At 47.3% G+C, this 21,152-nt stretch carries 19 protein-coding genes; all 19 read right to left on the reverse strand.

The window, feature by feature from the left end:
- Nucleotides 1-12: 12 nt before the first annotated feature.
- A complete protein-coding gene (locus tag BM613_RS07550) occupies nt 13-984 on the reverse strand; it encodes an ABC transporter ATP-binding protein (protein ID WP_109430565.1) in 972 nt (323 codons plus the stop codon).
- Nucleotides 981-1,961, reverse strand: a complete 981-nt coding sequence (locus BM613_RS07555) for an ABC transporter ATP-binding protein (RefSeq protein WP_109430566.1) — start codon at nt 1,959-1,961, stop codon at nt 981-983. The genes BM613_RS07550 and BM613_RS07555 overlap by 4 nt, the downstream gene beginning before the upstream one ends.
- A 253-nt stretch (nt 1,962-2,214) precedes the next feature.
- Nucleotides 2,215-2,865 carry a bifunctional phosphoribosyl-AMP cyclohydrolase/phosphoribosyl-ATP diphosphatase HisIE gene (hisIE, locus tag BM613_RS07560; RefSeq protein ID WP_245926303.1) on the reverse strand — a complete coding sequence of 217 codons (651 nt, stop codon included), beginning with the start codon at nt 2,863-2,865 and terminating at the stop codon, nt 2,215-2,217.
- Between the two features lie 7 nt (nt 2,866-2,872).
- A complete protein-coding gene (gene hisF / locus BM613_RS07565; RefSeq protein WP_109430568.1) occupies nt 2,873-3,649 on the reverse strand; it encodes an imidazole glycerol phosphate synthase subunit HisF in 777 nt (258 codons plus the stop codon).
- A 12-nt stretch (nt 3,650-3,661) separates the two neighbouring features.
- Entirely contained in the window at nt 3,662-4,390 is a 729-nt protein-coding gene (gene hisA, locus BM613_RS07570) for a 1-(5-phosphoribosyl)-5-[(5-phosphoribosylamino)methylideneamino]imidazole-4-carboxamide isomerase (RefSeq protein ID WP_181362959.1), read from the reverse strand.
- Between the two features lie 5 nt (nt 4,391-4,395).
- Nucleotides 4,396-5,016 carry an imidazole glycerol phosphate synthase subunit HisH gene (gene hisH, locus BM613_RS07575; protein WP_109430570.1) on the reverse strand — a complete coding sequence of 207 codons (621 nt, stop codon included), beginning with the start codon at nt 5,014-5,016 and terminating at the stop codon, nt 4,396-4,398.
- An 11-nt stretch (nt 5,017-5,027) separates the two neighbouring features.
- Nucleotides 5,028-5,639, reverse strand: coding sequence for an ATP phosphoribosyltransferase (gene hisG, locus BM613_RS07580; protein WP_109430571.1), 612 nt, complete (start codon nt 5,637-5,639; stop codon nt 5,028-5,030).
- The gene (gene hisZ, locus BM613_RS07585; protein WP_109430572.1) at nt 5,633-6,892 is read right to left on the reverse strand and encodes an ATP phosphoribosyltransferase regulatory subunit; all 1,260 of its coding nucleotides are present in this window, start codon (nt 6,890-6,892) and stop codon (nt 5,633-5,635) included. The genes hisG and hisZ overlap by 7 nt, the downstream gene beginning before the upstream one ends.
- Before the next feature lie 112 nt (nt 6,893-7,004).
- Complete coding sequence (gene hprK, locus BM613_RS07590) at nt 7,005-7,937, reverse strand: HPr(Ser) kinase/phosphatase (RefSeq protein WP_109430573.1); 933 nt, start codon at nt 7,935-7,937, stop codon at nt 7,005-7,007.
- A 119-nt stretch (nt 7,938-8,056) separates the two neighbouring features.
- Nucleotides 8,057-9,166, reverse strand: coding sequence for an ABC transporter ATP-binding protein (locus BM613_RS07595; RefSeq protein ID WP_109430574.1), 1,110 nt, complete (start codon nt 9,164-9,166; stop codon nt 8,057-8,059).
- A gap of 164 nt (nt 9,167-9,330) precedes the next feature.
- On the reverse strand, nt 9,331-10,365 hold the full coding sequence (locus tag BM613_RS07600; RefSeq protein WP_109430575.1) for a PucR family transcriptional regulator: 1,035 nt from the start codon (nt 10,363-10,365) through the stop codon (nt 9,331-9,333).
- Between the two features lie 51 nt (nt 10,366-10,416).
- Nucleotides 10,417-10,746, reverse strand: coding sequence for a tRNA-binding protein (locus BM613_RS07605; protein WP_109430576.1), 330 nt, complete (start codon nt 10,744-10,746; stop codon nt 10,417-10,419).
- Nucleotides 10,747-10,780: 34 nt separating this feature from the next.
- Nucleotides 10,781-13,648 (reverse strand): excinuclease ABC subunit UvrA, encoded by a 2,868-nt coding sequence (gene uvrA / locus BM613_RS07610; RefSeq protein ID WP_109430577.1) that lies wholly within the window; start codon nt 13,646-13,648, stop codon nt 10,781-10,783.
- Between the two features lie 42 nt (nt 13,649-13,690).
- Entirely contained in the window at nt 13,691-15,661 is a 1,971-nt protein-coding gene (uvrB, locus tag BM613_RS07615) for an excinuclease ABC subunit UvrB (protein WP_181362968.1), read from the reverse strand.
- A gap of 96 nt (nt 15,662-15,757) precedes the next feature.
- Nucleotides 15,758-16,564 carry a flagellar motor protein gene (locus BM613_RS07620; RefSeq protein WP_109430579.1) on the reverse strand — a complete coding sequence of 269 codons (807 nt, stop codon included), beginning with the start codon at nt 16,562-16,564 and terminating at the stop codon, nt 15,758-15,760.
- Between the two features lie 88 nt (nt 16,565-16,652).
- Entirely contained in the window at nt 16,653-17,918 is a 1,266-nt protein-coding gene (locus BM613_RS07625; protein WP_109430580.1) for a PDZ domain-containing protein, read from the reverse strand.
- Nucleotides 17,919-18,007: 89 nt separating this feature from the next.
- Nucleotides 18,008-19,414, reverse strand: a complete 1,407-nt coding sequence (locus BM613_RS07630) for a S41 family peptidase (protein WP_109430581.1) — start codon at nt 19,412-19,414, stop codon at nt 18,008-18,010.
- A gap of 95 nt (nt 19,415-19,509) precedes the next feature.
- Complete coding sequence (ftsX, locus tag BM613_RS07635; protein WP_181362960.1) at nt 19,510-20,388, reverse strand: permease-like cell division protein FtsX; 879 nt, start codon at nt 20,386-20,388, stop codon at nt 19,510-19,512.
- A complete protein-coding gene (ftsE, locus tag BM613_RS07640) occupies nt 20,378-21,064 on the reverse strand; it encodes a cell division ATP-binding protein FtsE (RefSeq protein WP_109430583.1) in 687 nt (228 codons plus the stop codon). Before ftsE ends, ftsX begins: the two co-directional genes overlap by 11 nt.
- Between the last annotated feature and the right edge of the window lie 88 nt (nt 21,065-21,152).

Genomic DNA, 21,152 nt, shown 5'->3' on the forward strand with positions numbered 1-21,152 from the left:
ACCTCCGTTCGACTAATTATAGAGATGACAGGCAACAAACCTATCTGGTTCTACTTCCTTCCACTCTGGAGCTGTCGTCTTACAAATCTCCATACAATCCTTGCAGCGCGGATGAAAATGACATCCTGTTGGAGGTTTGGAGGGACTTGGCAAGTCTCCTTGTAAAATGATCCGCTCTCTTTTGAACTCCGGATCAGGAACCGGTACCGCAGAAAGCAACGCCTGCGTATACGGATGCAACGGCTTACTATACAATCCGTCAGCAGGAGCTAATTCTACAATTTTCCCCAAGTACATGACGCCAATCCGGTCGCTAATATGCTTTACAACGCTTAGATCATGCGCAATAAACACATAGGCGATGCCAAATTCCTTTTGCAAATCATCTAATAAATTCAGCACTTGTGATTGCACCGATACGTCGAGTGCCGATACTGGCTCATCCGCAATGATCAAGCGCGGATTCACAGCCAGCGCACGCGCAATACCAATACGTTGCCGTTGTCCGCCTGAAAACTCATGTGGATAACGATTCATCCGACTTCCAGACAATCCAACTGTCTCGAGTAAATCTGCGACTTTCTTCTTTCGCTCTGCCGATCCTCCATAGAGTCCATGGATAATCATCGGCTCTTCGAGGATCTGCCGCACTGTATAGCGCGGATTTAAGGATGCATAGGGATCTTGAAAAACAATCTGCATATCACGACGCATTTTTCGCATTTCCGAACGACCCAGCTTGCGGACATCTTTTCCATTAAATATGATCTGTCCGCCTGTCGGTTCAATCAAGCGCAAGATACTGCGTCCAGTCGTCGATTTGCCACAGCCGCTTTCCCCAACAAGACCAAACGTTTCTCCCTCTCGAACATCAAAACTTACACCATCCACAGCGCGCACATGCCCACGAGTCAGGCGCATGACCCCTTTTTTAATGGGAAAATACTTCTCCAATCCACGCACTTGTAACAATGGCTCGCTCACACGGCTACCCCCTTTTCATCCATGAGCCAGCACCGTGCATCATGTTCACCCGAAACAGGCAACAGGGAAGGCTCTTCCGTCACGCATCGTTGCGTGGCATGTGGGCAGCGTGACGCAAAACGACATCCAGCAGGCATTAACTCAAGGCTTGGCACGTTGCCTGGGATAGAAGACAAACGCTCTTGGCGACCTTCAAGACGGGGAATGGAGCTAAGTAGGCCCACCGTATAAGGATGGCTAGGATTGCGAAAGATATCTTTCACATTCCCTTGTTCCACTACTTTACCTGCATACATGACAACCACACGATCACACATCTCTGCTACAACGCCAAGATCATGCGTAATCAACATGATCGACATATCTAGCTCAGCCTTTAGCTTGCGCATCAGGTCCAAGATTTGCGCTTGAATGGTCACGTCGAGTGCCGTTGTCGGCTCATCTGCGATGAGCAGTTGTGGATTACAAGCCATCGCAATCGCGATCATCACGCGCTGGCGCATACCCCCAGACAGGCGATGTGGATATTCGTCGACAATCTCTTCTGCGCGTGGAATGCCGACTAACTTCAACAATTCGATGGCCTTAGCCCTAGCTTGTGCTTTGCCATACCCTTTGTGAATGCGCAGTGATTCACCAATTTGTCGGCCAATCTTATGAACGGGATTTAAGGATGTCATCGGCTCCTGAAAGATCATCGCTATATCATTGCCGCGCACCTTGCGCATCTCGTTATCTTTGAGGCCAACTAACTCCCTGCCATTAAAGCGAATGGAGCCGCGTTCAATTTTTCCGTTCGCTGTCAGCAACTGCATAATCGACAGCGAAGTTACACTTTTTCCACAGCCAGACTCACCTACAATTCCTAGTGTTTCACCCTTTTTAATGGTAAAACTCACATCTTCAATAGCAGGCAAGAACCCGTTTGCAGTTTTGAAGCTCGTCGTAACTCCCGAGACTTCTAATAGTGTCGACATGTAATCACCTCGATTTCGACATTTAGACTAACAAATTCAATACCGATGTGCAATAATTTGAGATTCGAAATAGTGTCTTACTTATACCTGAAATTACAGACTATGATATTCATTAAATTCAATTGATATATTAACATACTTTGTTCAACGATTCTCTATCAATATTAACCACCCACCTGCACAACATAAAAAAAACCAACTTTACGTTGGCCTTACATCAAAGGTGAAAGCGCTGTCATCTCTCTTTTCTTTGTCAGTTCGCATATCTCCGTTCTAACTCTTGCAAAATTGCCGAAAAAGGGACATTTTGTTCTCGCAACATCACCATCAAATGATAGAGCAAATCAGCAACTTCATATTGCACTTCTGCTGGGTTGCGATTTTTCGCGCCAATAATCACCTCAGCAGTTTCTTCCCCAACTTTTTTAAGTATTTTGTCGATGCCCTTTTCAAATAAATACGTCGTGTAAGATCCTTCAGGCATTTCTGCAGCGCGCTCTGCCACACGCTGTTCAAGCAGTTGTAACACATCAGAGGGCCGTTGCTCAACAGTTGATGTAAGTAGCCAAGGAGTGTGGTTCACTTCGTGATCAGAAGCTCCCACAAAACAAGAAACTTCTCCTGTATGGCAAGCAGGTCCCGCCGGAATCACGTGAAATAACAACGTGTCTGCATCACAATCATAAAACGCTTGCACGATGGTCTGTGTATTGCCTGATGTTTCTCCCTTATGCCAAAGCGCCTGCCGCGATCGACTATAAAACCACATTTGTCCTGTCGTCAAAGACTTTTTCAATGCGTCCTGGTTCATATAAGCTACCATTAAAACTTGCCCTGTTTGTACATCCTGTACAATCGCTGGCAGTAGCCCCTGCTTATCAAATCGAAATTGTGAAAAATCCACATCAGAATCAAGCGAGAATTGGCTCACGGACTGAAACTCCCTTCCTCTGTAAATCCCTTTTAACTTCTGCGATTGAAGTCTCCTTAAAATGAAAGACACTCGCTGCAAGCGCTGCATCCGCTTCACCAATGGTTAACACATCATAGAAATGTTCCTTCTTGCCCGCTCCCCCAGACGCGATAACAGGAATAGCAACGGCCGTCGCCACTTGCTTCGTCAACCGCAGATCATAGCCATTGCGTCGACCATCTTGATCAAAACTAGTCAACAGAATTTCTCCCGCACCGCGCCGCTCGGCTTCTTTAGACCATTCCAACACAGATTTCCCTGTGTGAATACGCCCGCCGCTAATCACAACCTCATAATCTTGTTGTTGATCTGACCACTTCGCATCAATCGCAACGACAGCGCATTGTGACCCGAAGCGCCGAGCCACCTCAGTTATTAAGGAAGGATCTCGCACAGCAGCAGAATTCAATGACACTTTATCAGCTCCCGCACGAAGTACATCGCGAACCTCGTCAACATTTTTGATGCCTCCACCCACTGTAAAGGGAATAAATACTTTCGCAGCAGTCTGCCTAACAATGTCAAGTAAAATTCCACGCTGCTCATGAGTCGCTGTAATATCAAGCAAAACGAGCTCGTCCGCCCCTTGCTGATCATAAAGCGCAGCGAGTGCCACAGGGTCCCCGGCATCTCGCGGATTAGCAAAAAAGGATTCGTGTTTGACCACGCGACCATTGGCCACATCAAAACACGGAATGATCCGCTTCGCTAACACATTAACCCCTCCTTATCCACGTACCCGTGCGAACACGTCTACCAGTGACAACCTGCCTTCATAAAGCGCCTTTCCGATGACTACGCCAGAAAGCCCCTGCCCTTCTTGTTTGGCAATAAGTTCAATATCCTGAAGATCCTTCACCCCTCCTGAGACGATAATCTTAAGACCCGTTTGCCGCGCTAAGTCTAGTGCACCCGTAAGATTGATGCCAGAAAGCATCCCATCTTTTGAAATGTCGGTATAAATACACTCTCGCAATCCAAAACTTTGTAACGTGATCCCCAATTCATGTGCACTTATTGCTTCTGTCTCTGTCCAACCAGAAATAGCCACTTGACCATTTTTCACATCGATTCCAACGATGATCTGTTCCCCAAATTCAGCGATCATCTGACGTGTAAAATCCAAATTGCGAACAGCAGCTGTTCCTAGTACACACCGCCACACACCCGCATCATAAAAACGCAACAGATCTTCCCGCGTTCGAATTCCACCGCCCACTTCAACTTTTAATCGCGTCTGCGCCAAAATGCGCCTTATCATCTCGAGCGTACGATCATCAGATCTACCAGATCGGGCAGCAGCAAGATCAACGAGATGAACATGCGTCGCTCCTGCCTCCTCATAACGTAGTGCAGCGTCAAGAGGATCTCCATACTGCTGTTGATCCTCATAATTCCCTTGACGTAGGCGTACCGCTTTCCCATCGTACAAATCAATTGCGGGCAATACAATCACCACTGTCACCTCTTCATGTGCAAAGCTACGCTTTGCGCGAAATTTCGCAATAACTGCAACCCGATTTTCGAACTCCTCTCCGGGTGAAACTGCATCCCATAGACTTGCTGTGAAGCAACAATTGCTGGTACCGCTTGATGATAGTCTGCAGTCGCGATCATCATCTCTTTATTTTGGGGAACTACATAGTAACTGTGCACAAAATACACATAATCCCCCGTCTGAATATGGGTTACGAGCGGATGTTGTGCGTGAAGTTGTAGTTGATTCCACCCAACGTGAGGAATCTTATAATCCCCTTGCATCCTCGTTACTCGACCAGCAAGTAAACCAAGTCCTTCATGTTCGCCATGTTCATCACTAACTTCAAATAATAGTTGCATGCCAAGACAAATTCCAAGCAACGGCTTACCCGAACGCGCATACTGCTGAAGTGGCTTTACTAAATCGCGTCTGTGCAGTTGCTCCATTGCATCCCCAAACGCCCCCACCCCAGGAAGTATAACCCCGTCCGCCCGCTCCATTTCAGAGGCATCAGACGTCGTATACACAGGAACCTGCAGATAGTGAAACGCATTCTCTACACTGCGTAAGTTCCCCAAGCCATAATCGACGATTGCAATCATTTCTGTTCACCTCACCGGTTCTGCCGCAAACGCATCACAAAATCATCCACCTCTGCGGCACGCAACTGATAACTGCGTCGATTGGCGACAAGTCGTGCAGAGACTTGTGCAACCTCTGCAAGTGCGACAAGCCCATTTTCTTGTAACGTGCGACCAGTCTCCACAAGATCGACGATACATTCTGCCAATCCGATCAAAGGAGCGAGTTCAACACTCCCTTGCAGTGAAATCACTTCAATTTGTCTGCCTAGCTTACGAAAATACTCCGTTGCATAACGCGGATACTTTGTCGCAACGCGCGTCACACGACTAACATCCGTCTCCTTTGGCCCCGCTACCACCAAACGACAGAAACCGAAACCCAAATCTAATAGTTCGTGGACATCTGCACCCTTTTCATGTAAAATATCTTTCCCCACGATTCCTAAGTCTGCGGCACCGTGCTCCACATACGTCGGGACATCAACTGGCTTTGCCAAAAGATAGCGAATTTCCATGCGTTCGTCCTCGATCACAAGTCGACGCGTCTCTTCAAAGTCCCCTGGCAAAGCAAAGCCAGAAATGCGCAAGCGATTGGCAGTATCGAATAGATTCCTCCCTTTTGCTAGCGCTACCGTCAACATATCGACTTCCCCCCGTCCGTCTCAGAAGCCCCGCTCGAACGGTAATACTCCCAAATCTGCTGCAAAAGTGAATCCTCCGTCAAAAGCTCCCCACCTGCAGTAAACATACCAAAACATTCTCCTATACTTTGTGCCTCAAGAGACGGCAGTTCCTGAACTTCTACGCGAGAAGTTGCCACAGCATAATCTCTTTCTCGCAGATAAGCTGCAAAGGAAAAGGCAAGCGTCCTTTGTTCAGCCAAATAGCAAAGATGAATCCGAAAAGGTTGTTCTGATCCGATTTCAACCGTCTGCAACAGTCGTTCCACGTGTGCAACACATCCAGTCGCCGGTGCCCCTCGACCGAAGCGTTCAAGCAATCCGTCATAGCGCCCGCCAAAACAAATCGGCACGCCAAGCACATCTGCATATCCTTCAATGACAATGCCTGTATAGTAATCATGATCAAGATACAATCCGAGATCCACATGCGTCAGCTCAGCTACCCCATACGCATCAAGCGCCGCAAAAAGTTCTGACCACTCATCACAAGCCTTTTCAGCCCGTTCATCGAGTGCAAGTTCGCGCGCAGCGTCAATTGCCTCCAGCCCCCCGCGAATGCGTGGAAATTCGCGCAAACTCTCCAACCACTTAGGATCCACATCTGATTCCTGTGCTAAGATTTGTTCATAACGAACTAAATCGCGATCAATTAACGCCTGTCGCAGCCTTGCCTGCAGTGTTTCTTGCAATGGTGCGAGCATCGCTTGTAAGTACGCCATGTGACCTATGGCAAAGCGAAAATGTTCAATCCCTAAACGCTTTAACGCAGTCGCCATCAGTGCGATCACCTCGGCATCAGCATCGGGACTTAACGCGCCTATAAGCTCTATACCCGCCTGCGTTACCTCTACTGGCTCGCGCAAACGCCCTTCTTCTGCACGATACGTTTTTGCCGCATAAGATAAACGCAGCGGCGAAGCGACATGCGCGAATTCCGTAGCAACAACTCGCGCTACAGGTGTCGTCATCTCCGGTCGTAACGCAAGAGTTCGCCCGCGCCGATCGAAAAGGCGATACAGTTGCTCTTGTTCACTGCCATGTAAGCCTTGCGCAAATGTCTCCACATATTCAATCATCGGAGTTTCGATCAAGTCATAGCCAAAACTCCGAAATACAGCAATCATTTGCTGCTCTATCCAACGCTTTTTTTGTAATTGCTGTCCATATAAATCACGCGTACCTGATGGACGCTCCAAGTAGATGGGATGCATCTGAAAGACTCCGATCCGATACTTTAGTTTGCTAATGTATTAAAGGATTTCCTTGTCGGTATCCTAACATCCTCTTCTTCACCTGTCAATCCTAAGTGAGCAAGAAGACGGTTTAGTCATCTTGCTCCACCATGCTTGACATCAATTTTTCTGATAACTCACGCGCTGCATGGTATCCCATTCGCTTTAACCGTTGATTCATTGCAGCCACCTCGATGATAATGGCGAGATTTCGCCCAGGCCGCACCGGAACAGTTAAACACGTAAGTTCAAAGTCGAGGATTTTGCGTTTATTTTCATCGAGTCCCAAACGATCGTAAGAGCGATCATCTTGCCAGGCTTCTAGCTCTATCATCATCTCAATGCGCTTATGCGTGCGAATCGCACCTGCTCCAAACAAAGTCATCGCATTTAAGACCCCTAGACCACGAATTTCGAGTAAATGTTGCAACAACGGAGGCGCCGTTCCAACCAGTGTATCTTCACCTATTTTGCGAATCTCCACAGCATCGTCAGCTACCATACGATGTCCTCGCTTTAAAAGTTCAAGTGCCGTCTCACTCTTGCCAATCCCGCTTGCACCAACCATCAAGATACCAATCCCATACACATCCACCAAGACACCATGAACTAGCGTTTCTGGAGCAAGGCGCAAATCTAAAAAGGACGTCAACTTTGCGATTAGACGCGGTGTGGAAAGTGTGGTGTGCAACAACGGGACTTTCGCCTCCGCAGCGACGGCCACCAGATCCTCTGTCACTTCTAAATCTCTCGTGATAACGACACAAGGCAGGTTTTCATAAGCAAACACGCGCTGCAAACGCTCCATCGCCTCTGCTTGTGGCAGAGACGACAAAAAAGCCATTTCAGAACGACCAATCACTTGAACCCGCTCTGAAGGAAAGTATTTTAAGAACCCTGTAAGTGCTAACCCAGGACGATTAATTTCGGCAGTGCCAATTCTCCTCTCTAACCCTTCCTCACCCGCTGCGACTTCGAGAGATAATTCATCGCATAATTCTGCAACGGTAACATATTTGTCCATATAAAAATCCCCTTTCTTGCATCGCTCTTCATTTTGCATGCAAATAATAAAAAGAGAGGAGCTCACCCAATTGGTGTCATCCCCTCAATTCTCCTCCTATTACATTGCAAAAATGATCATCAAAAAATCGCTAATTCACTTTCTTTATCAAACAAATGTATTTTATCCATATCAATCGCCATGCGCATTTTTGTTCCAATCTGAATATCCCCGCGCGCTACGATTCGCGCATTGACCTGTTGTCCACTGACGTCAAGCAACAAATACATTTCTGAGCCCATATGCTCTACGACATCGACCGGTGCCTCAAACACACCTCCAGGAAAAGTCTCAATGTACATCGGCTCATCATGTACATGCTCTGGGCGAATTCCAAATACAACTTCTTTCCCTACAATTCCTTCACGCAAAATCACATCGTGTTTGCCTTGTGGAATTGTTAGCGACATCCCCGGGGCAACAAACTTGATCTCACTTCCATCTTGCTCAATACGACCATTGATAAAATTCATGGAGGGCGATCCAATGAATCCTGCCACAAAAAGATTGCGTGGATGATTATAGATCTCTTGTGGAGTTGCAACTTGCTGAATAAATCCGTCTTTCATCACGACGATGCGATCTCCCATCGTCATCGCCTCAGTTTGATCGTGAGTGACATAAATAAAAGTCGTTTGCAGACGTTTATGCAATTTGCTAATTTCAGAGCGCATCTGCACACGCAATTTCGCATCCAAATTTGACAACGGTTCGTCCATTAAAAATGCTTTGGGTTCACGCACAATCGCCCGTCCAAGCGCTACACGCTGCCTTTGTCCACCAGATAATGCCTTTGGCTTTCGTTGCAAGAGGTGCGCAATATCGAGAATTTGTGCAGCTTCACGTACCCTTTTATCAATTTCCGCCTTAGAGAAGTGACGTAATTTAAGACCAAAGGCCATATTTTGGTATACCGTCATATGCGGATACAGTGCGTAATTTTGGAAAACCATTGCGATATCGCGATCTTTTGGCGCCACATCATTCATCCGCTTACCGCCAATCACTAGATCGCCTTCTGAAATTTCTTCTAATCCAGCGATCATCCGCAATGTTGTCGATTTTCCACAACCAGACGGACCCACCAATACAATAAATTCTTTGTCCGCAATATCTAGATTGAAATCTGTAACCGCAACTACATTCCCTTGATAACGCTTATATACATGAGATAAGATAACCTCTGCCAAAAAAGGGTTCCCCTTTCGCAAGCTTTTCTTAAATGTTCTTCTATAGTATAGCTTGCTAGCAAAGCGTCACACTATATGGCAACGTACACAAAGATCTTAGCTGCGTTTTGGATAGATCGCTCGTCCTGTAAGATAACCCCCAAACCCATTCCATACAAAAATATTCAGAAACGGTTAAGCAACAACGCACTCCAAACCGTGATCGCATCATCAAACCGACGAATGTCATATCCTGTAAGATCACGAATGCGCTCAATGCGATACAGTAAACTATTGCGATGCAGATACAAGCGACGAGCTGTTTCACTAATATTTAAATCACACTGAATAAACAGGGTCACTGTCTGTTCTAGTTCAGTGCCAAGCGTTGCAAGTGCTGATAAAGGTAACACATGTTCTGCATATGCTTGGCGCAACTGCGGTTTAATCGAGTACAGTAATTCGTAGATCCCCAAACCGCGCATCGAGAGGACTCGTTGATCTGGAACAAAACGCTCAGCTGTCAATGCGACATACAGCATTCGCTTCGCTGTTCGCAAAAGTTCAGGAAAACTGCGTATGGGTTCACTCCATACGGCTCGTGCCTCGATAAACGATTCTGAAAGCAGACCATCGACCAATGCGAATGCCGTCTCTTCTCCCATAAATACCTCATTGCCATCGCGTTCCTTTTGTGCAAGAGGAAAAATCCCCATGATTAAAGCCGCGTCTTGGACGACAAAAGGAGCCTGTTCTACCGTTTGTGTCAAAGATTCAAACGTCTTTTTTACTTCTGCGCCAATTTCCTGAAGTGCGCCATCTTTGGGTCGAACCGCAATTAAAAATACGGGCCACGACCACGGGACCAACATGTTTTCAATATCATCTTCAATTCGAATGGCACTAGCAAACGCTTCTGGTGGCTCATGCAGCGCCTCAATGAGTTGCCTGCGCCAACGTGGAGAATCTTCATCTTGTTGACGGCCTTTTGAACTCTTTAAAAGCAATTGCAAAAGATCCCACTCCGTTGGACTCAACCGATCTTTAGCTAGGACCGAGTAGAGCGGGACACTGGCCTCATCTTCAAGCATGAACCAAGCTTGCTCCCCCACAGTCACTCCTTTTTTCAGCTCGTCACTCGAACATTCAACAAGTTGCGGCGGAAGTTGCTTTAAAACCTCGACACGTTCGCCAAAAATATCGATCATTTTACGATCCATGCTCCGTCTCCCCACAGAAAAATTCGCAAATCCGAGGACTTCTATGCAACTTTAACCAATCCGGTCACCCGGCATAGCTGGTCGCTCAGTCGTCAACAATATGACACGCCCATCCGCCTGCATCGCCCCTAAAACGAGCACCTCTGAGACAAAATCGCCGATTCTGCGCGGAGGAAAATTCGTCACGGCGACGATCTGCAGCCCAACCAAATCCGCCGGCTGGTACAAAGCTGTCAATTGTGCAGAACTCCATTTTATACCTATCGGTCCGAAATCGATTTCTAACTGATAGGCTGGTTTTCTTGCTGTAGGATGCAACTTTGCGGACAGCACGGTTCCAACGCGAAGATCAAGCGCAGCAAATTCATCGATTGTAGCCATCGAATCTCTCCTCTTCTCCTATTACGTAGTCACCTCATGAGACAGTCTGGCACTTCACCCGATTTTCCGCACGTTCGCGGTCACGCACTAAAATAGGAGCCAAATAGCGTCCAGTATAAGACTCTGCAACCTCACAAATGGCTTCAGGCGTTCCTGCGGCAATTAACTGTCCGCCCCCATCTCCACCCTCTGGTCCGAGATCGATCAAGTAGTCAGCCGTTTTAATCACATCGAGATTGTGTTCAATGACTACGACACTGTCTCCCGCATCGACGAGTCGCTGTAAAACAACGAGTAAGCGTTCAATATCTGCTACATGTAGACCTGTTGTCGGTTCATCTAAAATGTACATTGTTCGACCCGTGCTGCGTCGATACAGTTCTGACGCAAGCTTGACACGTTGTGCTTCTCCTCCAGATAGCGTGGTAGCTGGCTGTCCAAGCCGCATATAGCCGAGCCCAACGTCGACGAGCGTCTGCAATTTACGAGTAATACGAGGTACGTTGGCGAAAAATTCCGCAGCATCTTCAATCGTCATATCGAGTACATCGGCAATTGACTTCCCCTTATAATGAACCTCAAGTGTCTCCCGATTGTACCTGCGCCCTTTACAAACTTCACACGGGACATAGACATCCGGCAAAAAATGCATTTCAATTTTGATGATCCCATCCCCACGACACGCTTCACAGCGTCCACCGCGGATATTAAAACTAAACCTGCCTTTTTTATACCCGCGAATCTTTGCTTCAGAGGTCGCTGCAAAAACATCTCGAATATCGTCAAACACGCCTGTATATGTGGCCGGGTTCGATCGCGGCGTGCGCCCTATTGGAGACTGATCGATATTTACCACTTTATCTAAATACTCCAGCCCACTCACTGATTTATATTTACCTGGTCTCGTCATTGCTTTATTTAGCTGCGCAGCAAGTATCTTATATAAAATTTCATTCACCAAAGTACTTTTCCCGGAACCCGAAACCCCTGTAACACACGTAAATAATCCCAAGGGAATTTTTACATCAAAACCCTTAAGGTTGTTTTCTCTCACTCCCCGAATCTCAAGAAAACGTTGATTCGGCTTGCGCCGATCTTCGGGCACAGGAATAAATTTGCGACCACTGAGATACTGGCCCGTAAGTGACTGTGGATCTGCCATGATCTCTTCCACGGTCCCCTGAGCCATCACGCGTCCCCCATGTACACCGGCGCCTGGACCAATATCGATAATCTGATCCGCCGCAAACATGGTGTCCTCATCGTGTTCTACGACGATCAGTGTATTCCCAAGATCACGCATCTGCGTCAACGTGCGAATAAGTCGTGCATTGTCGCGTTGATGTAGACCAATGCTTGGTTCATCCAAAATGTACAGCACACCAACCAAGCTACTCCCTATCTGAGTAGCAAGGCGAATGCGTTGTGCCTCTCCACCTGACAACGTTCCTGCTGCACGCGCCAAAGTGAGATAATTCAAACCGACATCGCACAGGAATCCTAGACGCGAAGAAATCTCTTTTAATATCAGATTTGCGATTTGTTGTTCCTTTTCACTCAACGTCAATGTGGAAAAAAAATGAAGTGCTTCATCAATTGAAAGACTCGTCACATCCGAAATGCTTTTTCCCGCAATGCGCACTGCTAAGCTCTCAGGTCGCAAGCGCTCCCCATGACAGGACGGGCAAGGGCGACTCGCCATAAACCCTTCAATAAATTCGCGAATCGACTCTGACGCAGTTTCCCGATAACGGCGTTCGAGATTCGGAATGATTCCCTCATACAACACTTCAATCTGCTTTGTCTGACCAAAGTCATTGTCATAGGTAAATTTAATTTTTTCTGTTGGCGCACCATACAATAACTTCTGTATCTGTTCAGGTAGAAGTTGTTCAACCGGGAGATCCATCGGTATTTTGAATTGGCGGCACGCAGCCTCCAATAAATGGGGATAATACGAGGAGGTAGATCCAATCCAAGGTACTACAGCACCCTCCGCAAGCGTTTTTGTCCGATCAGGGAGCACAAGCTCCATATCTACTTCAAGCTTCACCCCGAGTCCACTGCACACCTCACACGCACCAAAAGGACTATTAAACGAGAACATGCGAGGGCTGATTTCACCCACGCTATATCCACACACTGGACACGCTAGATTTTGACTAAACAGCAACTCCTCGTGTTGCAAAATATCGATAACGACAGTGCCACCCGTCAATCCTAGACCTGTTTCCAGTGAGTCGGCAACGCGCGCGTTAACACCCGGTTTGACAATAATACGGTCCACGACCACGGCAATACTATGCTTCTTGTTTTTTTCAAGCCGAATCTCATCCGCTAGGTCACGCAACTCGCCATCTACGCGCACGCGTACATAGCCACTCTTGCGCAGATCCTCTATTACCTTTGCGTGTTCCCCTTTTTTGCCACTCACGATGGGGGCAAGAATTTGAATTCGTGTCCCCTCGTCTAAACTCATAATCCGATCCACCATCTGATCTACTGTTTGCGATGAAATCGGAATTCCACATTTTGGACAGTGTGGCTTGCCAATACGTGCATACAATAGCCGCAAATAATCATAAATCTCCGTCACTGTCCCCACTGTCGATCGCGGATTGCGACTCGTCGTCTTTTGGTCAATTGAAATCGCAGGAGAAAGTCCCTCGATTGCATCTACATCTGGTTTGTCCATCTGGCCTAGAAACTGGCGCGCATAGGCTGAGAGCGATTCTACATACCTTCTCTGCCCTTCTGCATACAAAGTGTCAAATGCAAGTGAAGACTTCCCTGACCCACTCAATCCAGTGAGTACCACAAGGCGATCGCGCGGGATGACCACATCGATGTTTTTTAGATTGTGGGCGCGAGCGCCCTTAATCACGATATACTCGTGGGCCATGCTGTTTTAAGCCCTCCTTTTGGCCGATTTTTAAATGTTTACTTATGACGCTGACAATTCCAAGATCAAGTCGCGCAACTGTGCAGCTCTCTCAAACTGAAGCGCTTTGGCTGCGTCTTTCATTTCTTTCTCTAAACGCCCGATCAATTCCTTGCGTTCTGACTTTGTCATCGTTTTGACCTGCTCTTCAAGGCTCTCAGCTTCATCTAGTGATTTCGTCGCCTCAATAACGTCACGCACAGCCTTCTTAATCGTTTGAGGAATGATTCCATGCAGTTGATTGTATTCGACTTGTCGCTCACGCCGCCGATTTGTCTCAGAAATAGCAACTTGCATAGAACGTGTGATCACGTCTGCATACATGATAACTTCACCCGATGCATTGCGCGCTGCCCGACCTATCGTTTGAATCAGAGAACGTTCTGCGCGCAAAAAGCCTTCTTTATCGGCGTCAAGAATCGCAACTAACGACACTTCAGGCAGATCCAATCCTTCACGCAATAAGTTAATTCCAATTAAAACATCAAATACACCTAGCCGCAGATCGCGCAAAATTGCCATCCGTTCGAGCGTCTTTATATCGCTGTGCAAATAACGTACTTGAATGCCAATTTCTTTTAGATAATCTGTCAAATCTTCCGCCATTTTCTTTGTCAGCGTAGTGACCAAAACGCGTTCATCGCGACTCGTGCGTTTGCGGATCTCACCAATTAAATCATCAATCTGCCCTTTGATCGGTCGGACGTGAATCAGTGGATCGAGCAATCCAGTCGGACGAATAATCTGCTCCACAATCTTTGCACTGACTTTTAGTTCATAATCACCAGGCGTAGCCGAGACAAATACTGTCTGATATTTGTAACGACTAAGTTCCTCAAAACGCAATGGCCGATTATCGGCAGCTGAGGGCAGACGAAATCCGTGCTCAATCAGTGTCATCTTCCGCGTGTGATCTCCTCCGTACATCCCATGTAATTGTGGAATCGTAACATGAGATTCATCGATGACGAGCAGGAAGTTTTCCGGGAAATAGTCAAACAGCGTATAAGGTGGTTCGCCCGCCACGCGTCCATCTAAATGACGCGAGTAATTTTCGATACCTGAACAAAACCCCACCTCAAGCAACATCTCCAAATCGTAATTCGTGCGTTGCTCAAGGCGTTGCGCTTCCAACAATTTTCCGGCTCCACGCAACTCTTCAAGGCGTTGCGCCAATTCAATACGAATGCTTTTTACTGCACGCTCCACCGTTTCCTTCGAAGAGACAAAGTGTGATGCCGGAAAAATGGCAATATGATCTCTTCTGCCAATCAGTTCCCCTGTCACAAGGTCAACTTCTGTGATCCGATCAATCTCATCACCAAAAAATTCGACACGTAACGCATGATCTCCTTGCGAAGCCGGAACAATCTCAAGCACATCCCCACGAACGCGAAACGTGCCACGGGTAAAATTGATATCATTGCGCTCATACTGCATATCGACCAACCGACGCAACACCTCATTACGCGGTCGCTCCATCCCAACACGCAGCGACAATACATTTTCTCGATAGCGAAATGGACTCCCTAAACCAAAAATACTTGAAACACTCGCAACGACCAACACATCATTGCGCTCAAATAAAGCGCTCGTCGCTGAGTGCCTCAACTTATCAATCTCATCATTAATTTTTGCATCTTTTTCAATAAAAGTATCAGATTGCGGAATGTAAGCTTCTGGTTGATAATAATCGTAATAGCTGACGAAATACTCGACCGCATTATGTGGGAAAAACTCTTTAAACTCGGCAGTCAACTGTGCAGCCAACGTTTTGTTGTGTGCAATGACAAGCGTCGGCCGATTCAACTTTGCGACGATATTGGCAATCGTAAACGTCTTCCCTGAGCCTGTGACGCCAAGCAGCGTTTGAAAAGTATTGCCCTCGCGCAAACTCTCAACTAATGCATCAATAGCTGCTGGTTGATCTCCAGTCGGCGCATAATCAGACACCAACTGAAATGAGCCCGGCAACGAATTCGTCATATTGCCAACCCTCCTTTTGCACTCCTTTCTTTATTATATACGATCATACGTTCGATATAAACTGGCGTCCCCCAAAATCAGCCATTACATATCTGCCACCTCTGCTGCACCGCTCGGTGCTTGCGCTGTGACTGCGCGTTCGCGCTGACCTGGAGCTAAAAAAACTTGTAGTTTTTGTCGCAATGTATTGGGATTTTCACCCGCTTGAATGGAAAGAACCCCCTCCACAATCAATTCACGTGACGTCACTTCGGATTTTGATCGCATTTTCAATTTGCTTGCAATCGGCAGCCAGATCAAGTTGGCACTGCCAACCCCGTATAAGGTCGCGATAAACGCGGTAGCAATCAGAGGCCCCAACCTTGAAACATCTGATAAATTGCTCAATACATGAATGAGTCCCATAACTGTCCCTAAAATCCCCATCGTAGGGGCAAAGCCGCCAGCCGCTTCAAACATCCCTGCACCCGTTTCATGTCGCTCTTCCATAGCGGTCAACTCTGTTTCTAAAATGCTGCGCACAAGTTCTGGATCTACTCCGTCCACTACTAATTGAATGCCGTTCTTTAAAAAAGTATCCTCAAGTCCGACTACCTTATCCTCGAGTGCGAGAATCCCTTCGCGCCGCGCAATCGTAGCGAGAGTGACCAGTTCGTCAATCGTGTCTAGAGGTTCACTTGTCCGGTTGGTAAAGGCAATTTTAAACAACGCCGGTATCCTGCGCAGTTGCGCTCCTGGATAGGAAACGATCAGTGCGCCAATCGTGCCTCCAAATACAATGAGGCCAGCAGATAATCCAAATAGCGCAAGTGGTGACCCTCCCTCCATGACAAATGCTACAAGCAAAGAAATAAAACTCAAGAGTAACCCTATCAGAGTAGTCATATCCATATATACATAACCCCTTATCTATAACGCATAGAGTAGTGTAGCTATATTGTCCTCTGCAGTAACCACTACGAGCAAGCGTATGCCAATTTTAAGAACCTGGCGCAGAGTTCCCTTGATTCGGGCGTTCAGACATGGTCGCGGATTTTTTTTGACCGATTGATCTTTTGCGTCGCCACCATTCAAACAACCAGCGCCCAACTGAAAATGGATAGATTTCCGCATACTCCCTCGCATGCTCATCAGGAACCATGATGACACCCAATTGATGAGGATCATTTTCAAACACGGGAGTGCCTAAAAAGCGGGTCTCCCCACGCAGATCTACAACTTCGATTTTCGCATAAGCTGGATTTTGATCAAGTGCAAAATGGATATCATATGCGCTGTTCACACTCATGCCGCCTACCCTGATCATCGTATCACCCGGTTGCAGTCCCATCATCCGAGCCGGACTGCGCAAAAGCGTTGCTAACACGCGTACTCCCCTCGCCGGACGGACAAAAAGTGCACTGGCATGCATCTCTTTCCGGCGTATCATTTGATAAATCGCTTCATGCGCGACCAAAGTAAAAAGTGCAACCCATAGGATCCAAACGCTGTGCCCGCGCGCAAAAAAAGCGCCCATTGTTACCAGTAATCCGTAGAGGATAAGGGGCAAAGCCGCTACACGTGCGGCGGTTTTTGGTATGTATCCAATCGTAAAAGTGCTAAACCCAATCAGCACTGGAAACGGAATGGCAACGCCCATCCCCACCCCTACCACAAGTGGCAGAGGCCAAAATTTCTGTAAGGCAAAGGCCCCGATGATTTGACCGCGTCGGCTTTCGACAAATAATGGGGAAGCCCCGCGCCATCCAGCTAAAAAAACAAGTACTCCTTCAAACACATGAAGAATTCCAGTCATGAGGAGAAGTGAAGAAAAATGTTCAGGGGTATTCAGTAACGAACGAATCCAGGGAATCGATTGACTCCCTGCACGCATCACGAACCACTGCAAAATAAAGCTACCAAGAATCAGCAGCGGTCCGACATACGCCGTGCACGTTAATCGGACATCGACCCACATCAAAACAAAAATTAGTACCCACACAGCGAGGATCTCTCCCGCACTCACCTGAATGTGCAACAGTGCAAACAAACTGCTTGCCACAATTCCCGCGAGTAATCCATATACAGCAGAGATCGCCCACTCTAAACTCGCAAAATTCACTTTTACGCCAAACGAGGCGCGCTCCATACGCTCAGCGCGACGATATTGCAACCAAACGACTGCAAGCAGGAGGAAATAGATCCAAGGTTCCATCAATAGTCGCATATAGCCATCACTCAGTTGCTGCCACAACGCCACGACCATCGTCCCTTCCTCGACACGAAACAACAATAAGTAACCTGCAGATAACCCACAGGTTACTTATTCGACAGGGACGTCGCGGCTTCCTGCTGCTAGCGCATGAGTTTCTGTTCGAGATAACCAATCGCAGCCATCAACTGCGGGTCCTCGCGTTGCTTCAAACGCAACATCGCGACATTGATCGCGTATGCCGTTGCATTATTCAATTCGCCATTCACAGGCAGGCGATTTTGACGTTGAAAAATAGATAGTGCGTTTTTCGTTTCCTGATTGAAATATCCATCTGTACGTCCAGGATTAAATCCTAACGCTAATAGCATTCGCTGTAACACTGCAATTTCAACATTGTTTGCATTTTGCGTATACGGCCTAGGCATATTCATAGATAGTGGCGGCAGTCGAAAATAAGAGGGGGTAGGCACAGCGATCGTGGGAGCAATCCCGCGCTTATGAATCCATTGCCCATCAGGAGTAAGCCAACGCGCCACGGTCAATTTAATACTTGAACCATCGTGAAACTCGCGGGTTTCCTGGACTGTTCCTTTCCCATATGTACGCTCCCCAATGAGCGGTACATGCAAGGATTCCCCGAGTGCAGCAGCAAGAATTTCAGCGGCGCTCGCACTGTCACCATTGATCAAACACACCATTGGAAGATGCACATTTGCACCTGTAGAACGCAACACCTCGCGATGTCCACTACGATCTTGCAATTGTACGATCACTTTTGACTTTGGCAACAAGTCATCTGCGATGCGCGCTACGCTCTGCAATAACCCTCCAGGATCATCCCGCAAATCGATGATCAGAGCGCGCGCGCCACTTTTTTCTAAAATGTCAAGATCGCGCGCAAAAGCCGACGCCGTATCCTCACTGAATTGCGTAATCAATAGATACCCAATCCGATCAGGCAGCATACGCGCATAAACTGTCATCTGATCGAGACGTGCGCGCATCACCTTCATGCGCAACTTCTGGTCACCACGCTTCACTTCAAGTGAAACATACGTTCCGCGCGGACCACGAATCTTTTCTACCGCTTGCTCAAGTGACATCCCCGTCGTCGGCGTCCCCGCAATCTGCAACAAAACATCTCCCGGCGCAAGGCCAGCCTTTTGTGCAGGAGACCCTGACATCACATTCGCAATCACCAAATTCCCATCTTGCAAAGTCAAAACGGCGCCGATCCCCTGAAAATGAGACGTTACTAGCTCGCGAAAGCGAGCTGTCATTCCCGGATTCATGTAAAGTGAAAAAGGGTCTCCAACAGATTGCACCATTCCTCCAATGGCACCCTCTAACAACCTGTTTGTCGACACCTTTTGAAAATAATTCTCAGAGAGTAACTCATATGCAGAAAGAAATTTTTGATATGAAGCATCACTCGCCAATGGAGAGAAATCTGCTCCTATCCACCTGAGCGAAAGGACGGTGACTGCCGCCGTTAGGGCGACCGTTCCGATCAATCGACTCCACTTTCCTACTTTTCCACTTAACATTCAAACCACCTGACCCTCGTTCGCAAATCGGCAGGCCTGTACTTTCATACAGCCTCCTATACTCTATGCGGACGAGACTGCCAGTAACACTCAGACTACACGCGCAAAAATTTACGCATCGAAACAAGCGATCCCCACACCCCGATAAACAGACCACATGCAAGTAGCACGAGTACCACACGATCCATCACATAGGGCGTAGGCAGCAATGAGAACGGCGGAAACAAGGCAACTTGATGGCGAATCCACCGATACCCTTCATACAAGAGCACGCTCGGAATCAACGCCCCAAAGATCCCCATCAATGTCCCTTCGACGAAAAATGGACCACGGATAAACCCATCTGTTGCTCCGACGAGTTTCATAATCTCAATTTCGCGCCGCCTCGTAAATATGGTGATTTTCACCGTATTGGAGATCAAAAACATCCCCATTACGATCAAACCCGCGATAAAAATAATCGCCGTATCACGAACAATCGTCATAACAGAAAGCAATTTTGGCACAACACTCGCACCGTACTGCACTTTTTCAATCCCACGCACATGTTTTACTTCGTTTGCAATTTGTGGGATTTGATGCGGGTTATTTACTTGCAGTACAAATTCATTAGGAAGCGGGTTGCCTAGCCCATTAATTAAATCTGAGTTCGACTGCAAAATTTGCTTCATCCGCTTTAACCCTTCAGCCTTCGAGATAAACGTGACCGTGCGAACCCCATGGATGCTCCGAAGTTCATGTGCCAACTTTGGCAACTCTTTATTAGGAACGCGATCGGAGACATACGCATTGAATTGTAATTGGTTTTCAATATTGAGCGACATCGATTGTATATTGACACTTAAGACCAGCGACGCTCCTAAAATCAGCAGCGTTACAGCAACGGCACTAATCGCGGCAAACGTCATCCAGCCATTGCGAAACAAGTTTTTAAATCCTTCGCGACCATGGCGACCTATTGTCCTAATCTTCATAGCCATAATCCCCACGCTCTTCGTCTCGACTAATCCGTCCATTTTCAATGGCGATCACACGTTTTTTACACGCATTAACTAATTCGCGGTTATGTGTCGCCATGACGATTGTCGTCCCACGATCATTGACACGTTCTAACAACTTCAAGATCGCCCATGAATTATCTGGATCAAGATTCCCCGTTGGCTCATCTGCAACGACAACTTTGGGTTTGTTAACGAGCGCTCGAGCAATGGCAACCCGTTGCTGTTCGCCGCCAGAAAGTTCTCGCGGCAGCATATTTCTTTTGTCTTCAAGTCCAACTAACTCCAATACTTCCTGAACACGCTTTTGAATCGTGCGCCGTGAAGCCTCAATGACTTCTAGCGCAAAAGCGATATTTTCCGCCACCGTAAGTTGTTGCAGCAACTTATAGTCTTGGAAGACTACTCCGACATGACGCCGCATGATAGGGATTTGACTTTCACGCAGCCGTTCAATATTAAAGCCCCCAACGAAAATATGTCCTTTCGTAGGACGTTCTTGGCGATACATCAATTTAATAAACGTCGATTTCCCAGCACCGCTAGGTCCCACCACATAGACAAACGATCCTTGTGGAATGCGAACGGAAACCCCCGACAATGCAGTTACGCCATTCTCATATTCCTTCCAAACATCTTGCATTTCAATCATACCGATCCCCCATGCGGAGTTGATCTCAAAGCCGCAGCGCATCGCAACTTGAGTCGCAATACGCCACGCTTCGACAAAGTATTCGACA

It is taken from the genome of Sulfoacidibacillus thermotolerans, from assembly GCF_003144315.1.
GTDB classification, from domain to species: domain Bacteria; phylum Bacillota; class Bacilli; order Alicyclobacillales; family SLC66; genus Sulfoacidibacillus; species Sulfoacidibacillus thermotolerans.

Excerpts from the sequence above, each read along its gene's own strand:
- hisH (WP_109430570.1), bottom strand. The coding sequence starts at position 5,016 with ATGATTGCAATCGTCGATTATGGCTTGGGGAACTTACGCAGTGTAGAG.
- ftsE (WP_109430583.1), bottom strand. The coding sequence starts at position 21,064 with ATGATTGAAATGCAAGATGTTTGGAAGGAATATGAGAATGGCGTAACT.
- hisZ (WP_109430572.1), bottom strand. The coding sequence starts at position 6,892 with ATGCATCCCATCTACTTGGAGCGTCCATCAGGTACGCGTGATTTATAT.
- hprK (WP_109430573.1), bottom strand. The coding sequence starts at position 7,937 with ATGGACAAATATGTTACCGTTGCAGAATTATGCGATGAATTATCTCTC.
- uvrA (WP_109430577.1), bottom strand. The coding sequence starts at position 13,648 with ATGGCCCACGAGTATATCGTGATTAAGGGCGCTCGCGCCCACAATCTA.
- BM613_RS07605 (WP_109430576.1), bottom strand. The coding sequence starts at position 10,746 with ATGGCTACAATCGATGAATTTGCTGCGCTTGATCTTCGCGTTGGAACC.
- BM613_RS07600 (WP_109430575.1), bottom strand. The coding sequence starts at position 10,365 with ATGGATCGTAAAATGATCGATATTTTTGGCGAACGTGTCGAGGTTTTA.
- hisG (WP_109430571.1), bottom strand. The coding sequence starts at position 5,639 with ATGTTGACGGTAGCGCTAGCAAAAGGGAGGAATCTATTCGATACTGCC.
- BM613_RS07555 (WP_109430566.1), bottom strand. The coding sequence starts at position 1,961 with ATGTCGACACTATTAGAAGTCTCGGGAGTTACGACGAGCTTCAAAACT.
- ftsX (WP_181362960.1), bottom strand. The coding sequence starts at position 20,388 with ATGAAGATTAGGACAATAGGTCGCCATGGTCGCGAAGGATTTAAAAAC.
- BM613_RS07625 (WP_109430580.1), bottom strand. The coding sequence starts at position 17,918 with ATGGTCGTGGCGTTGTGGCAGCAACTGAGTGATGGCTATATGCGACTA.
- BM613_RS07620 (WP_109430579.1), bottom strand. The coding sequence starts at position 16,564 with ATGGATATGACTACTCTGATAGGGTTACTCTTGAGTTTTATTTCTTTG.
- BM613_RS07630 (WP_109430581.1), bottom strand. The coding sequence starts at position 19,414 with ATGTTAAGTGGAAAAGTAGGAAAGTGGAGTCGATTGATCGGAACGGTC.